Genomic DNA, 14,229 nt, shown 5'->3' with positions numbered 1-14,229 from the left:
TCGCGGGTCTTGAGAGGATCTTCGGCCGCGTCTTCAGACGTTGTTCTGAAGGATGCTCCTGAGCTTGCCGAAAAGTTCGTCGATATGGTGCTTTTCGATGATCAGCGGCGGGGAGAGCGCGATGATGTCGCCGGTGGTGCGGATCAGAAGTCCGCTCTCATAGGCCTTCAGGAAAGCGGTGAAGGCGCGCTTGGTGGGCTCGCCGGCGATCGGGTCGAGTTCAATTGCGCCGATCAGGCCGGTGTTTCTGATATCGATGACGTTGAGGCAGTCCTTGAGCGAATGCAGCGCGTCGGCCCAATAGTCGGAAAGTTCGGCAGCGCGGGTGAGCAGGCCCTCTTCCTTGTAGGTGTCGAGCGTGGCCAGGGCTGCGGCAGACGCGATCGGGTTGCCGGAATAGGTGTAGCCGTGGAAGAACTCGATCATGTGCTCGGGGCCGTTCATGAAGGCGTCATGAATCTCGGAGGTGACGAACACGGCCCCCATCGGGATGACGCCGTTGGTCAGTCCCTTGGCGGTGGTGATCATGTCGGGCTTGGCGTCGTAATATTGCGCGGCGAAGGGGGCGCCGAGACGGCCGAAACCGGTGATGACTTCGTCGAAGATCAGCAGGATGCCGTGCATGGTGCAGATTTCACGCAGCTTCTGCAAGTAACCCTTCGGCGGGATGAGGACGCCGGTCGAACCGGCGACCGGCTCGACGATGACAGCAGCGATGGTGGAGGCGTCATGCAGCGTGACGATGCGCTCGAGTTCGCTGGCGATGTCGCCGCCATGCTCCGGCTCGCCGCGGCTGAAGTTATTCTTGCCGGGCTGATGGGTGTGCGGCATGTGATCGACACCGGTGAGCAGCGTGCCGAACATCTTGCGATTGGCGACGATGCCGCCGACGGAAATGCCACCGAAATTGACGCCGTGGTAACCGCGCTCGCGGCCGATTAGGCGGAAGCGTGAACCGTTGCCCTTCACGCGATGATAGGCAAGCGCCACCTTGAGCGCCGTCTCGACGGATTCGGAGCCGGAATTGGTGTAGAGGACGTGGTTCATGCCTTCCGGGGCGATGTCGACCAGGCGGTTCGCCAGTTCGAAGGCCTTGGGGTGGCCGAGCTGGAAGGCCGGGGCGTAATCGAGCTCGCCCGCCTGCTCGCGGATCGCCTCGGTGATCTTCGGACGGCAGTGACCGGCGTTGACGCACCAGAGGCCGGCCGTGCCGTCCAATACCTGACGGCCGTCATGGGTGGTATAATACATGTCCTTGGCGCCGACGAACAACCGCGGCTCCTTCTTGAACTGGCGATTTGCCGTAAACGGCATCCAGAAGGCGCGAAGATCGTTCGGTGCATTGAGGCGGTTGGACATGCTGTTCTCCTGGCCGTCGACGGCCCTTTCCTGAGGGCTTGTCGCCCGAATTTTTACTGTCCGGTCAAATTATCAGGGCATCTCAACGCGTCAATGAGAAAAGTCCCGGCATGCTTCGGCTCAGAAAAGAACTCGCCAAAGAGACGACCGGCAAATCGCCAGATTTGCCGGTCGTGCCGTTAAGGTTCACGTGCTGAAATATCGTTGCCGATGCTTCCGGGAGGATTCCCGAACGGCACCGGCACGGCTGACGGTTATGTCAGCGCTATCATCAGGCTGCAGATCTGCTTCTGCTCGGAACGAGGTAGATGTCTTCGAGCGTTGCCAGGATCTTCATGACCGGCTCGGATGTGCTCGAGTAATAGATAGTTTGGGCGTCGCGGCGGGTCTTGACCAGCTTCTGCGCGCGCAATTTCGACAGGTGCTGTGAAAGAGCCGACTGGCTGAGGCCGACTTGCGTGGCAAGGACGCCGACGGCGACTTCGCCCTTCACCAGGCTGCACAGGATCAGCAATCTTTTGGGGTTGGCCATGGCTGACAATAGTGCTGCCGCCACATTCGTGTGGTCAGCCAAATCAGGGGTTTCCATATTGTTATCTTCCTAATGCGAAACGTACATCATGTATGGGACAGGCCGTCTGCGGAGCGGGCGGCCAAAACTAGCAACTAGGCTCGAAGATTGTATATACCTAAATTTAAGGTATCGAGTATGCTATTTTAGATATGTTTGAACAAATGTGATCGGAATCGGCAGCGAGAGTTTCGAATTCGTAACGCATCAAAAAGTCCCCGGAAATGATCTCAAAACCCGCCGGATCGACGCCGCAGATGCGCCAAGAGGGTGATTCCGGGGCATTTAAGCGCACCGCAAGCATCGCCGCCACATCGGGATGGCGCTCTACTAAATCTCGCACTGTTTGGGCCGCTTTGGCGGCGATCGCCTCGTTTGCCGGCGATTGGATGACGAGGTCACTTCCGCCGAGATGGTAGGCGCGGCCGAAGCCGCCATTGAGGCTCGCCCGCTCCGGTTTGAGACGGAAGAAGAGGAAGTCGGGAAAATCGATATAAAGTTTTGCCTTAGGATGGCGATCGAGAAAACGCGTGCGGATGCGCTCGTGGAAGCGATGACCCTGCTCGACCGGCTCCGCCACGCATTGGGTCGTCAGCCGGCCATAGGCGAGGGGATCGCCCTTGCCAGGCTCCCCGGTGAGCAGCGATGCGCGCGGATCCTTGCCGAGCGCCTTGGTATGGGCGGACAGTTTCGAAACGAGGATGACGGGGACGCCGTCGATATCGGTAGCGAGGAGGACGCGGCTGGCGAAGGGAAAACCGGTCTCGGGGTCGAGAACGGCAAGCGCCGCGTGCCGTGCGGAGCGCAACAGCACGCGGGCGAGCTTGCGGGCTTCATCGTCGGTTTCGCGTAAGGGCGAGGGCTGATCTTTCATAAGCGCTTTGTGGCAAAGCGGATTGAAAACATCAAGCGTCCTCCTTGCGGCGATGGCGTGTAAGGCCGGCGACGATATCCTGAGCCGTGATAGTGCCGATGACAGTGCCGTTTTCCACGATGCCGATGCTGCCCGGCTGTCGGGCGAGCACGTCGAGGATATCGACGAGCGGGGTCGCTGCGCGGGCCGTGGCGCTGACGCTCATGCCGGAGGCCGTCTGGCCGAGGCCGGGCTGCATGACGTCGGCGGCGGTCAGCATGTTGATCGGATTGAGGTTCTGCACGAAATCGGCGACATACTGATCGGCGGGGTTCTTGACGATATCATGCGGGGTTCCACACTGAATAATGCGACCGCCCTCCATGATGGCGATGCGGTTGCCGATGCGGAAGGCCTCGTCGAGATCGTGGCTGACGAACAGGATGGTCTTCTTCAGCCGCCGCTGGAACTCCAGGAGTTCATCCTGCAGGCGGGTGCGGATCAGCGGGTCGAGCGCCGAGAACGGCTCGTCCATCAGCAGGATCGGCGCGCCGGTGGCAAAGGCGCGGGCAAGGCCGACACGCTGCTGCATGCCGCCGGAAAGCTCGTTGACCTTGCGGTCGGCCCATTTCGTCAGATTGACGAGTTCGAGCTGCTCGCCGACGCGCTGCTTGCGTTCGGCCTCCGGCATTCCGGCAAGTTCGAGGCCGAAGCCGACATTTTCCGCCACTGTGCGCCAGGGCAGAAGCGCGAACTGCTGGAACACCATAGAGACGGTGTGGGTGCGCAGGCCGCGCAGCGCCTTGGCATTGCATCGGTAAGGGTTGACGGGGCCGGTGGAGGTCGAGACCGAAACATCGCCGCGCACGACGGGAGCAAGGCCGTTGACGGCGCGCAGCAGCGTCGACTTGCCGGAGCCGGAAAGGCCCATCAGCACCAGGATCTCGCCTTCCTCGATGGTCAGCGAGGCGTTGGCGACGCCGAGCACGAGGCCGGTTGCGGCGCCGATCTCATCGCGCGTTTTGCCCTGGTCGGCCATGGCAAGCGCCGTCTCCGGGCGGTCGCCGAAGATGATGCTGACATTCTTAAAGTCTATCGCCGTCATGCGCCGTCTCCTTCGTCCCCTGCGCGGAATATGCGGTCGAGAATGATCGCCAGGATGACGATGCAGAAACCGGCGTCGAAGCCTTTCGCGATGTTGACCGTGTTCAGCGCGCGTACGACGGGCACGCCAAGTCCGGGAGCACCGACAAGCGCGGCAATAACCACCATCGACAGCGACAGCATGATGGTCTGGGTGAGGCCCGCCATGATCTGCGGCGCGGCGAAGGGAAGCTCGACCTTGCGCAGCACCTGCATCGGCCGCGCGCCGAAGGCGACAGCGGCTTCAACGAGGGACGGCGGCGTCGAGATGATGCCGAGGCGCGTCAGCCGGATGGGGGCGGGAATTGCAAAAATGACGGTTGCGATCAGGCCCGGCACCATGCCGAGGCCGAACAGGATCAGCGCCGGGATCAGATAGACGAATGTCGGGATCGTCTGCATGAGATCGAGCACCGGGCGCATGGCGGCGTAGACCCAGGGACGGCGGGCGGCTGCAATGCCGAGCGGAATGCCGATCACCATACAGACGAAGGTGGCGGCGAGCACGAGGGCGAGCGTCTCCGTCGTCTCCTTCCAATAGTCCTGGTTCACGATGAGCAGCAGCCCAAGACAGGTGAAGAGGGCGACCGCGATCGACCGGCGCAGCCAGAAGGCGATGCCGGTGATGGCAGCGATGACGATCAGTGGGTGAGGCTTCTGCAGCACGAAGAGCAGGCCGTCGATGGCGCTCGACAGCAGGAATGCCAGCTGGTTGAAGAACCACTCTCCGTTCGAGGTCAGCCAGTCCACGAAGGATTTGGCCCCGGGGCCGATGGGAATCTTAAAGTCGGTGATCCAATTCAAGGTGCGCGCCTATCCAGAAAAAATCAACAATCGGACAAAAATGAAACGGGGCGGCAAGCCGCCCCATTCATATCAAAGGCCGAGGCCGGCCTTGGCGGCGGCGAGCGCGTCGCTTTGGCCGTCACGGGTCTTGACGCCGGCAAGCCAGGGCTCGAGGGCCGAGGGGTTGGCCTTCAGCCATGCGGAAGCGGCTGCTTCAGGCTCTTCGCCGTCGTTGAGGATCTTGCTCATGATCTGGTTCTCCATGTCGAGGGAGAACTTCAGGTTCTTCAGCATGGTGCCGACATTGGGGCATTCTTCGAGATAGCCGGCGCGAACGTTGGTGAAGACCTTGGCGCCGCCGAAGTCGGGACCGAAGACGGCATCGCCGCCGCTCAGATAGGTCAGCTTGAAGTTGGTGTTCATCGGATGGGGTTCCCAGCCGAGAAAGACCACCGGCTTGCCTGCCTTGTCGGCGCGGGCGACCTGGGCGAGCATACCCTGTTCGGAGGATTCGACGACCTCCATACCCTTCATGCCGAAGGTGTCCTTTTCGATCATGTCCATGATCAGGCGGTTGCCGTCATTGCCGGGCTCGATGCCGTAGATCTTGCCGTCGAGATCGTCCTTATGGGCCGCGATGTCCTTGAAGTCCTTGATGCCGAGTTCCGCGCCCTTGGCGTTGGTGGCGAGCGTGTACTTGGCGCCGACGAGGTTCGGGCCGAAGGATTCGACCGACTTGTCGTCGAGATAGGGACGGACGTCCTTTTCCTGGGTTTCCATCCAGTTGCCGAGGAAGACGTCGATGTCCTTGTTCTTCAGCGAGGTATAGGTAACCGGCACCGAGAGAACCTTGACGTCGGTCTGGTAGCCGATGCTCTTCAGGACGACGGATGCGGTGGCAGTGGTGGCGGTGATGTCGGTCCAGCCGACGTCCGAGAAGCGCACGGTGGAGCAGCTTTCAGGGTCTGCGGCGAAGGCAGCGGTCGCAACGGAGAGGGCGGCGACGGCGGTTGCGGTGACAAGTTTGAATGTGCTTGTTGTTTTCATTTTAGACTCCCAGTCTTTAGGTCCCCAAGCCAATCACCAATATCCCAGTTTGACAAGCGACCTCAGTGTGATTGCGTCGTATCGACGGGTGCGATTGCGACGTCGGCGATTTTTTCGCAGTGTCTCGTTTTGGCGGGTTTCGCCGGTCTTTAGGTGCTGTTTCTTGTGATTATCGCGGGCGCGGGGCTTTTCTTTGCGGTTGTGAGCTTTCAATAAGCCGAGCAAGGAGACATCGGATGGCAAAACTCTATTTCAACTATTCGACGATGAACGCCGGCAAGTCGACGCTGCTGCTGCAGGCCTCCTATAATTATCAGGAGCGCGGCATGCGTACGGTGCAGCTGATCGCCGCCTTCGACGAGCGCGCCGGCCGGGGCGTCATCGGCTCGAGGATCGGGCTGGAAGCGAGCGCCATCCCCTTCGAGCCGCATGAAGATCTGTTCCAGCTCATTGCCGGGCTGCGCAGCGAGGGGGCACCGATTTCCTGCGTCTTCGTCGACGAGGCGCATTTCATGACGGCCGTCCATGTCTGGCAGCTTGCCCGTGTCGTCGATCGGCTCGGCATCCCTGTTATGGTCTATGGGCTCCGGACCGACTTCCAGGGCAAACTGTTTCCGGCCTCGCAGGAGTTGTTGGCGATTGCCGACGAGATGCGCGAAGTGCGCACGATCTGCCATTGCGGCCGCAAGGCGACGATGGTGGTGCGGCTCGACGCCGAAGGCAAGGTGCTGCACGAGGGCGCGCAGATCGATGTCGGCGGCAACGAGAAATATGTCTCGCTCTGCCGCAGGCACTGGGACGACGAAATGAACGGGGCCTGGATCGCAGAGCCGGCCTGAAGGGGAGCCCTGTTTTCTTTGGCACCATAAGCGACTAGAGCATTTCCTGGTTAGATTGAAGCATTCTGCCGGGCATCTTTCCGCCAGGATCAGAGGCGATCGGCTCGGACGTACCTTGGGGTATGCCCATCGCCAATCGCCTCTGCCCTGACGAAAACCTGCTCCGGCAGAATGCTTCAATCTAACCAGGAAATGCTCTAGCCTGCGGACAGGAGATTCCCTGGAGAAATCAGGTGCGCAAAGTTCCGCCATTCGACAGTCGTTATGAAGCCGCAGGCGGCCTCGCCGAAAGGATCGCGGTCGATGGAGCCTATTGCGCAGCCTGCATCCGTGCCTTTGACAGCGACGAAAAACATTCGGCCGATGAGGTCTTCCTCGAACAGAGTGTGCGCTTTCGAGACCATATCGCAGATGGCGCTGCCCTGGACGCCCTGCTGGCTGAGCTCGTCTTCTCCCTCGACCGGCTGACCGCGGAAGTGTCGGCAGACCTCGACAGTTTCCGGGGACTGACGATGCGCGAGAAAATGGCCGGCTGGACGTCGCGCCAGCGGATGTGGCGGATGTATACCGAGCGTGTGCGCGAGGCGCCCGTGATCGAGCGGCTGCTCGACCTCTTGGTGAAATCGGACGCGCTTGCGGGGCTGATCACCACACGGCGCGCTGCGCTCATCGAACGCCACAAAGCGGCTGAACACAATCTCGTCAGCGTTGTCGAGCACCGCCGCCGGCTGGTCGATTCCATCGATATCGCCCGTCTCAGGATGAAGGAGCTCAACGCCAAGGCGCTGACGACGCAGGGTCGCATCGGCGTCTACGGCAACAGGGCGCATTGGGAACAGATGGAAGCGGAGCGGCGCGCGCTGAAGGCGGAGGCCGAGCGCATCTCCGCCGAGGAGCACGAGATGCGCGACGACAGCCAGCGGCGCGAGCGCTTCATTAGCCTGTTTCAAGCCTTCGTCGATGCGATGAACGGCCAGATCGCGGCCTGCAACGTGCTCTTGTACAAGCTGATGATCGATGTCGAGGAGCGGCTGATCATCTATCAGGCGCAGGTTGATACCGACCGGCCAGGCATGAAGGTCAGGATCAAGCCGGAGTTCTTTCCCAATATCGCCGCGCCGATCGGCTTGTTCGAGAAGGGCATGCTGGTCGCCCAGGATCTGGAGCGGCGCAAGGGCCGCGCCGATCTCGAAGTCGCAAGACGGCTTCCCGCCTATGCCGAAGCATCGCCCGAAGCACCGGGGGCGCCGCTCATCGATACGGCCCGCCGGCCCTTACGCTTCAGCCTGCCTTTTCTGCGTTCCTGAGCCCGAGGCGCGGCCGCGCTGCTTTCATTCGTAAAAATCGAGGGGCTCGTGTTGTGCTCGGCCCATCGAGCGCATATGTGGATGCAATGGGCGGCGATGTCCTGCTGCATAATTCCTTAAATCGGAATCGCTTTAAGGAATTATGCAGCAACTCAAAGTGCTACTGCGTCCTTAGCGCGTCTGAAAAGAGCGCGGCGCTGTAGTGTTCGCTTCGCCTGACAGGAGACGACGATGCTTGACCGGATAGCCGGTTTCTTCAGGCTGATCGGCCAGACGATCGGCCGCTGGGCCCGCCTGTTTTTCGCCTGGGCCTTCTGGCCCTTTCTTGCCGCGCATGGGTGGTATCAGCGTCGAAGCTGGATGGTCCGCTTGCCGGTCATCGCATTCGTAGCGCTCTTCGTCGTGCTCTACGGCTATTTCTTTTGGCAGACGCAGGTCTGGACGAATTTCAATACCGCCTTCGTCGACCAATACCGGCTTTCCGAACGCAAGGTTCCCGCTGGGCAGGAACTGCCTGTCGCCGAGGTGAGCGGCGCTGCCGCCGCCAAGACCTGCCAGCGCTCGGCCATCGTCGACGTCACGGCCGACCTGACCGATTTCAACGTCAACCAGAACGCGTGGATATCCTCCATGCTGCTCTACAAGATGGGCTTCTTCGGCATCGACTGGGATCACACGCCCTTCCTCGATAACAAGGCATCGTTCCAGCGCGGCATCAACCAGGCGGTCCGTCGGACTTCGGCGGAGCTCGTCGATTCGCTCGGGCGCGTGCGCGGCACATCGGGCGTCAACAACGACCTGCAGCGCGCACGCGGCCAGCTGCAATTCGACGAGTACAGCTGGTATTTCGGGCTCCATCCCTTCGGACCGAAGACCCCGACGCCTTCCTTCTATCGCACGGCGATCAGCGACCTGCGCAAGTTCAACACCGATCTTGCTGCCTGCAACGCGATTTTCGACGGTCGCGCCGACAACCTCATGCAATTCATCGACCGTATCGCCAACGATCTCGGCAGCACCTCCGACATCCTGGCCGAGCGGTCGGAGCACCACAATCGCGGCTGGTTCGACACGCGGGCCGACGACCGGTTCTGGTTCGCCTATGGCCAGCTCTATGCCTATTACGCCATCCTGACCGCAGCGCAGGCGGACTTCTCCCAGGTCGTGCAGGAACGCAATCTCGGCGCCATCTGGGGCGGCACGACGCGGCAATTCCAGGCGGCACTGCGCATTCAGCCGGCGATCATCTCGAACGGCCGCGAGGACGGCTGGATCATGCCGAGCCATCTCGCCACCATGGGCTTCTACATTTTGAGAGTGCGCTCGAACCTTGTGGAAATCCGTTCGGTGCTCGACCGGTAGAGCGTGCTGACGATTTAACGCCCAAGAGCAAGCAAATCAGATTTCAGCGCATTCACACCCGCTGTGCTGAAGCTGTCGTTACCCTATCGTCGGCGGGACCGGTTCCGCGTCGATGTCAATCTCACCCGGCCGTCTTCGCGTTGGGGACAGACTGCTATGGACAGGTCTCATCACTGGCGGCAATGTGGCTCGGGATTCGATGCAGGGAACCGGCATGGAGAATCTCGAACTTTTCGAACGTTTCGGGCTGGCGATTGCCATCGGCGCCATCGTCGGCGTGGAACGCCACTGGCGTGAACGCGATGAGGAGGAAGGAAAACGCACCGCTGGGCTGCGCACTTTCACGCTTGTCGGTATGTTGGGTGGGCTTGCCGGCTTTATCGAGCGGGCCGTTTCCGCCCCATCAACGCCCTACGGGCTCGTCGTTACCGGCATCCTGATTATCTTTTCGGCCGTCTTCGCGCTCTATCAGTACCGGGAATCGGAGGCATCCGGCAGCTATAGCGTTACGTCTGTCATCGCCGGGATGGCCACTTTTTCGCTCGGGGCATTGGCTGTGCTCGGGAACCTGACTCTTGCAGCCGCGGGCGGTGTAGCGTTGGTGGCGATATTGGCCAGCCGCGAGGTGCTGCACGGCTTCATGAAAACGCTGACCTGGAATGAACTGCGTTCGGCGATTATATTTCTCGCCATGGCCTTCATCGTATTGCCGGCCCTTCCCACAACGCCTATCGGTCCCTTCGGCGGCGTCTCGCCGGCTGAAACCTGGATGCTGGTCATTCTGCTCGCCGGCATTTCCTTCATCGGCTATGTGGCGGTGAAGGTGCTCGGACAAACGCGCGGCGAATTGCTGGCCGGAGCCGTCAGCGGCCTGGTCTCCTCCACAGCTACCGCCATCAACAACGCCCAGCTCAGTGCCGCCGGCCATCCACCACAGGTGTTGGTCGCCGGAGCGCTTGCTGCCAATGCTGTTTCCTGCCTCAAGGTCGCGCTATTTTCGGCCCTCATCGCCGCGCCGATCGCGTGGCGGATCGGCCCGGCGCTTGTTACCGCCGCCCTCGTCATGGGCGGCATTTCCCTTTTGATCGCCCGCCGCAGTACGGGGGAACAGATATCCCGCAGTTCGCGAAATCCCTTCGAACTTCGGGCAGTGTTGAAAATGGCGCTCCTGCTCGTCGCCGTGGCTTTTCTGGCGCGGGCATCGGCGGCCTGGTTTGGCGAAGCAGGCCTGCTGACCGTTTCGATGCTCTCGGGTATCGCCGATGTCGACGCCATTGCCGTCACCGTTGCCGGCATGCTTGACAGCATCGGCACCGAGCTTGCAGCGGCCGCTCTCGGCGCTGCAGTGATCTCCAACACCGTAGCGAAAAGCGGCTATGCTATGGCATTCGGCACGAGCGCCTTCAGCATACGCTTCCTCTTGGCCAATGCCGGAGCGCTCGCTGCAGGATTCTTTGTTTATCATGCCCTGTCTGCGCTGGTGAAAGCAGCGGGCATAATTCCTTAAGTCGAAATCGATTCAAGGAGAAAATTATGCAGCAATTCAAGATGTTGCAGCGTTCTTAGAGCGGTTCAGCTTTTCATGGAAACGCAGAGCCGCTCTATCCTTTTGTTTTTACGCAATTCCCGGCAAACGCGCTTCGCGCTTTGCTTGGAATTGCTCTAGCGAGTCTGAAAAGACGCGCGGCGCTGTAGGTGCTATGCGCTGAGGGCGGTCACCCAGATATCGTGCCGTCCTCGACGCAGACGACACGCAGTTTCTCGACGAATTCGTAGGTGACGCCGACGATGCCGCCACCGCTCGCATCGTCGCGGAAGTGGCCGATGCTGCGCACCAGTTTGTAGCCAAGCCGATTGTCGACGCGGTAGACGAAATGGGAGGCGAAGATTGCGTGCACATCCTCGCTTGCAAAGAAATGTCCGGTCTCGATGTCGATACGCCAGAAGCCGAAAAGGCGATAGGCAGCGAGCATCTGTACGATTTCGGCGTCGGTGATGCCGATGTGGGTGCGGATTGCTCTGTCTTGTCAATGACGGGCTGTTCAAAGCGAAGAGACACGTTCCCCCAATCTACGGGACGACGTTCTGACTCTCGTCTGATTGCTCAGTTGATCAGCTTCAATCGAATTGCTTTTGCTACCAATTGGGTGCGGTTGACGCAATCGAGTTTTTTGATCGCGTTCGTCATGTAGGCATTCACTGTATGGTCCGACAGCGTCAGGATCTGGCCGATTTCGATCGAGGTCTTGCCTTGTGCGGTCCAGCGCACGACTTCGAGTTCGCGCGCCGACAGCGCATTGTGGACGCTTTCCTCGTTACGTCTGACGGTATTATATGCGTCGAGGGCATGGAGGATGATGATCGCCAGTTCGTTGACCTCGCTCTGGCCGAGCGCGGCGCGTTCGCCGCAAAACCAGAAGACCAGGCGGCGGCCGTCGACTGCAATGGTCGGCATGGCGACCCCCGCCGGTATCGCATGGCGGAGCATCAGGGCGCGCAGTTCGGCGGGAAAGGCCTGACCATTGACGGCATCGTTGAGGTGCCACGCTAGCGGCACGGCCGACTCCCTCAACCGCAGGCCGAAAGGACAACCACGCATCATATTGGCGCGGTCGAAATCGCGGACATAAGCGGCGGGAAGCGAGCTTTCGATCAAAAGCGGCTTCAGCAGGAGGTCTTCCGGGGAAGGGGCGTGCATCAGCGTCGCATATGACAATCCGAAGGCCGCGGATACTCTGCCGAGAGCCTGCGCAAACAGGCCGCGCGTTCCTGCGACTGCAAGCTCCGCCGAAAGCAACGACTGTCTTTCAGAGGTGGTCATGTAAGACATTTTTACGCCTCCGGCAGCCCCGATGTTAACGCTAGCAAATACAGAAACAGCGGCGGATGCTAGTCCCAATTGCCTTATCTCAAGCCGATTATTCCGAATCGTGAAGAAATAGTCACAGTCGCGCGCGTCTCGGTTGAGTTATCGCCGGTGCAAGTAGCGTTGTGGTATCTTTAACTTCTCCTGCGGTGGGGCAGCTGTGGATTTCGCCCAAGCCGGGCAGGAAGAGAATCATGCCGGAAGAGGCGGGGCGGCGCGAGGTGCCGAAATCCCGCTTGCTGCCGCCTGATGCAATTGCTAAGCGTATCCGCATGTATAACTGAGGCGGTTTAATCGTGCGCTTTGCCAGCAAATTGCATCTGAAGTATCTGCTTTTTCTGGTATTACTAGTTTTTCTTCTTTTGAGCTTGCCGTTCGGTGCTGCGACCTCCCAGGCTGCCGGGCAGAAGCAGCCGGCAGGGCAGCCTCCGATGCGCTTCATCCTCGTTCACCATCCCCTCTGCGTGGAAAACTGTCCGGGATGGATATCGGCCGAGGGACGCATAACCTCCGATACGCCGGCCCAATTTCGAAAAATTTTGAAAAAGATCGGCGGCCGGAAATTGCCGATCGTGTTCCTATCCGAGGGCGGTGATGTCGAAGCCGCCTATGCGATTGGCCGGATGATCCGCAAAGCCGGTCTGGAAACGGCGGTAGGCGGCACGAGGCTGAAGGATTGCCCAGCGGAAGATCTGCGTTGCAATGCCGCTATCGCAAAGGATGGGACCGCGCTTGGCAACACCTATTCGGCCGGTGCATATTGTTTTTCCGCCTGTCCGCTGGCATTCGCCGGCGGTACGGAGCGTGTCGCCTCGCAATGGGCGTTGATCGGCGTCCACCAGATCACGACAATCTATAACAAGGTGCGAGTCTCCTACCGCATCGAATACAAGATCGTGAACGGCAAGAAGAAGGAAATCTCCCGCAAGGAAGTTGGACGCAAGTCGGCAGGGCAGAGCAGTTCCACCAAGCTCGGCAAGAAGGCCACCGCGGCCCTGACGGGTTACTTGAAGGAAATGGGCGTCAGCGCCGATTTGATCGGCCTGATGATGAGCGCCACGCCTGACAGAATCAACATCGTACCGACCGCAGATTCACTCCGTATGGGCCTCATGACCGATATGCTGGCCTATAACGAATGGCCCGGCATGCCTGCCTGCGGGCCGGATGCGGCGGCCGAGGCCGCCTGCCATGGCCATCCGCCGGTCGGAACGCCCGTAGCCAAGATGCCTGTGCAGAATGCGGCCGCAACCACAGGCGAGAGCCTGCCGAAAACCCGGCCGATGGACTTTCTCCTGATGTACAATGGCAATTGTCAGGAAGAGTGCATCCAGTGGATTTCTGCGGATGGAGACATCACGCCGGATACGCCGGCTCGGCTGGAAGCGATCCTGAAGACGCTCGGCGGTAGAAAGCTGCCGGTGGTCCTTCAGTCTAACGGCGGTGACATGAACGCGGCTTTCGCAATGGGGCGAATGATCCGTACTGCAGGTCTGGAGACCTCAATTGGCAGAACGCAGTTGCCCAATTGTCCAGAGCTGGATCCGCGTTGCAACGCCAGTATCGCCAAAAACGGACCGACCAAGGGCGAGGTCTTTGCCGCCCGAGCCTATTGCCTTTCCACCTGTACGCTTGTCCTGATGGGCGGAACGCCGCGGATTGTCGGCTATTCCTCTATCGGCCTTGTTAGATCCACGACGGCTGAATATACGAAATTCCTCGCCTATTTCGACGAGATGGGCATCAATGCTGAGACATACGAGACGGTAACGCCTGCCATATCAACTGAGCGAGGAAGGATCATACTTCCTTCTCAGGCCCTCGAGCTCGGCATCATCGATGGTATTATTCCCTATAGTGAAGAGCCTGGATTGCATGTCTGCGGGCCGGAGGCGAAGGAAAGCCTCCGGTGCCCCAGAAATCCGGAGGGGCAAGCAGGCCCTGTCGCAGCCACGGTAAATTGACATCGAGGTGTGAAGGCACGCTGTAGCAATCGTGATGCGCCAGATAAACACCGAGCCTAGCGGCCGTAAGGCGCCGGCGCTATTCACACCCTGCCGATATTTCGTTATCCCGTTGAAGAGGAAATGTCGGCT

Annotated in this window: 12 protein-coding genes and 1 pseudogene; 5 read left to right on the top strand and 8 right to left on the bottom strand. The window is 60.2% G+C overall.

Annotated features, from left to right (window positions below):
* Positions 1 to 33 precede the first annotated feature (33 nt).
* From A7X77_RS19060 to A7X77_RS19035, 6 genes are all read right to left on the bottom strand, one after another.
* Positions 34 to 1,359 carry an aspartate aminotransferase family protein gene (locus A7X77_RS19060; protein WP_064684395.1) on the bottom strand — a complete coding sequence of 442 codons (1,326 nt, stop codon included), beginning with the start codon at positions 1,357 to 1,359 and terminating at the stop codon, positions 34 to 36.
* Positions 1,360 to 1,630: 271 nt separating this feature from the next.
* Positions 1,631 to 1,948, bottom strand: coding sequence for an ArsR/SmtB family transcription factor (locus A7X77_RS19055; protein WP_064684394.1), 318 nt, complete (start codon positions 1,946 to 1,948; stop codon positions 1,631 to 1,633).
* Positions 1,949 to 2,054: 106 nt separating this feature from the next.
* Positions 2,055 to 2,804 carry a HugZ family protein gene (locus tag A7X77_RS19050; protein ID WP_064684393.1) on the bottom strand — a complete coding sequence of 250 codons (750 nt, stop codon included), beginning with the start codon at positions 2,802 to 2,804 and terminating at the stop codon, positions 2,055 to 2,057.
* A gap of 31 nt (positions 2,805 to 2,835) precedes the next feature.
* Complete coding sequence (gene choV / locus A7X77_RS19045) at positions 2,836 to 3,888, bottom strand: choline ABC transporter ATP-binding protein (protein ID WP_064684392.1); 1,053 nt, start codon at positions 3,886 to 3,888, stop codon at positions 2,836 to 2,838.
* Positions 3,885 to 4,730 carry a choline ABC transporter permease subunit gene (gene choW / locus A7X77_RS19040; RefSeq protein ID WP_064684391.1) on the bottom strand — a complete coding sequence of 282 codons (846 nt, stop codon included), beginning with the start codon at positions 4,728 to 4,730 and terminating at the stop codon, positions 3,885 to 3,887. Before choW ends, choV begins: the two co-directional genes overlap by 4 nt.
* A 72-nt stretch (positions 4,731 to 4,802) precedes the next feature.
* Positions 4,803 to 5,759, bottom strand: a complete 957-nt coding sequence (locus A7X77_RS19035) for a choline ABC transporter substrate-binding protein (RefSeq protein ID WP_064684390.1) — start codon at positions 5,757 to 5,759, stop codon at positions 4,803 to 4,805.
* A 236-nt stretch (positions 5,760 to 5,995) separates the two neighbouring features.
* Between A7X77_RS19035 and A7X77_RS19030 the strand changes: the two genes are divergently transcribed.
* The 4 genes from A7X77_RS19030 (at position 5,996) to A7X77_RS19015 (ending at position 10,774) form a co-directional block, all read left to right on the top strand.
* Positions 5,996 to 6,598 carry a thymidine kinase gene (locus A7X77_RS19030; protein WP_064684389.1) on the top strand — a complete coding sequence of 201 codons (603 nt, stop codon included), beginning with the start codon at positions 5,996 to 5,998 and terminating at the stop codon, positions 6,596 to 6,598.
* A gap of 233 nt (positions 6,599 to 6,831) precedes the next feature.
* Positions 6,832 to 7,905, top strand: coding sequence for a hypothetical protein (locus tag A7X77_RS19025; RefSeq protein WP_064684388.1), 1,074 nt, complete (start codon positions 6,832 to 6,834; stop codon positions 7,903 to 7,905).
* Between the two features lie 231 nt (positions 7,906 to 8,136).
* The gene (locus tag A7X77_RS19020; RefSeq protein WP_064684387.1) at positions 8,137 to 9,267 is read left to right on the top strand and encodes a DUF2333 family protein; all 1,131 of its coding nucleotides are present in this window, start codon (positions 8,137 to 8,139) and stop codon (positions 9,265 to 9,267) included.
* A gap of 214 nt (positions 9,268 to 9,481) precedes the next feature.
* Positions 9,482 to 10,774 (top strand): MgtC/SapB family protein, encoded by a 1,293-nt coding sequence (locus tag A7X77_RS19015; protein ID WP_064684386.1) that lies wholly within the window; start codon positions 9,482 to 9,484, stop codon positions 10,772 to 10,774.
* 208 nt (positions 10,775 to 10,982) lie between these two features.
* On the opposite strand, the pseudogene A7X77_RS19010 reads toward A7X77_RS19015, so the two are convergent.
* Positions 10,983 to 11,326, bottom strand: a pseudogene (locus A7X77_RS19010) (diguanylate cyclase).
* A gap of 45 nt (positions 11,327 to 11,371) precedes the next feature.
* The gene (locus A7X77_RS19005) at positions 11,372 to 12,097 is read right to left on the bottom strand and encodes a helix-turn-helix transcriptional regulator (RefSeq protein WP_064684385.1); all 726 of its coding nucleotides are present in this window, start codon (positions 12,095 to 12,097) and stop codon (positions 11,372 to 11,374) included.
* Between the two features lie 332 nt (positions 12,098 to 12,429).
* On the opposite strand from A7X77_RS19005, the gene A7X77_RS19000 reads away from it, so the two are divergent.
* Positions 12,430 to 14,097: a hypothetical protein gene (locus A7X77_RS19000; RefSeq protein ID WP_064684384.1), complete on the top strand. Its 1,668-nt coding sequence runs from the start codon at positions 12,430 to 12,432 to the stop codon at positions 14,095 to 14,097.
* Positions 14,098 to 14,229: the final 132 nt, after the last annotated feature.

It is taken from the genome of Rhizobium bangladeshense, from assembly GCF_001662075.1.
GTDB classification, from domain to species: Bacteria; Pseudomonadota; Alphaproteobacteria; order Rhizobiales; family Rhizobiaceae; genus Rhizobium; species Rhizobium bangladeshense_B.
This window is presented reverse-complemented; position numbering and strand designations above follow the sequence as displayed.

What these genes read in the sequence shown, in the direction of transcription:
- A7X77_RS19020 (WP_064684387.1), top strand. Translation starts at nt 8,137, where the DNA reads ATGCTTGACCGGATAGCCGGTTTCTTCAGGCTGATCGGCCAGACGATC.
- A7X77_RS19030 (WP_064684389.1), top strand. Translation starts at nt 5,996, where the DNA reads ATGGCAAAACTCTATTTCAACTATTCGACGATGAACGCCGGCAAGTCG.
- A7X77_RS19050 (WP_064684393.1), bottom strand. Translation starts at nt 2,804, where the DNA reads ATGAAAGATCAGCCCTCGCCCTTACGCGAAACCGACGATGAAGCCCGC.
- A7X77_RS19035 (WP_064684390.1), bottom strand. Translation starts at nt 5,759, where the DNA reads ATGAAAACAACAAGCACATTCAAACTTGTCACCGCAACCGCCGTCGCC.
- A7X77_RS19015 (WP_064684386.1), top strand. Translation starts at nt 9,482, where the DNA reads ATGGAGAATCTCGAACTTTTCGAACGTTTCGGGCTGGCGATTGCCATC.
- A7X77_RS19055 (WP_064684394.1), bottom strand. Translation starts at nt 1,948, where the DNA reads ATGGAAACCCCTGATTTGGCTGACCACACGAATGTGGCGGCAGCACTA.
- A7X77_RS19005 (WP_064684385.1), bottom strand. Translation starts at nt 12,097, where the DNA reads ATGTCTTACATGACCACCTCTGAAAGACAGTCGTTGCTTTCGGCGGAG.
- choV (WP_064684392.1), bottom strand. Translation starts at nt 3,888, where the DNA reads ATGACGGCGATAGACTTTAAGAATGTCAGCATCATCTTCGGCGACCGC.
- A7X77_RS19060 (WP_064684395.1), bottom strand. Translation starts at nt 1,359, where the DNA reads ATGTCCAACCGCCTCAATGCACCGAACGATCTTCGCGCCTTCTGGATG.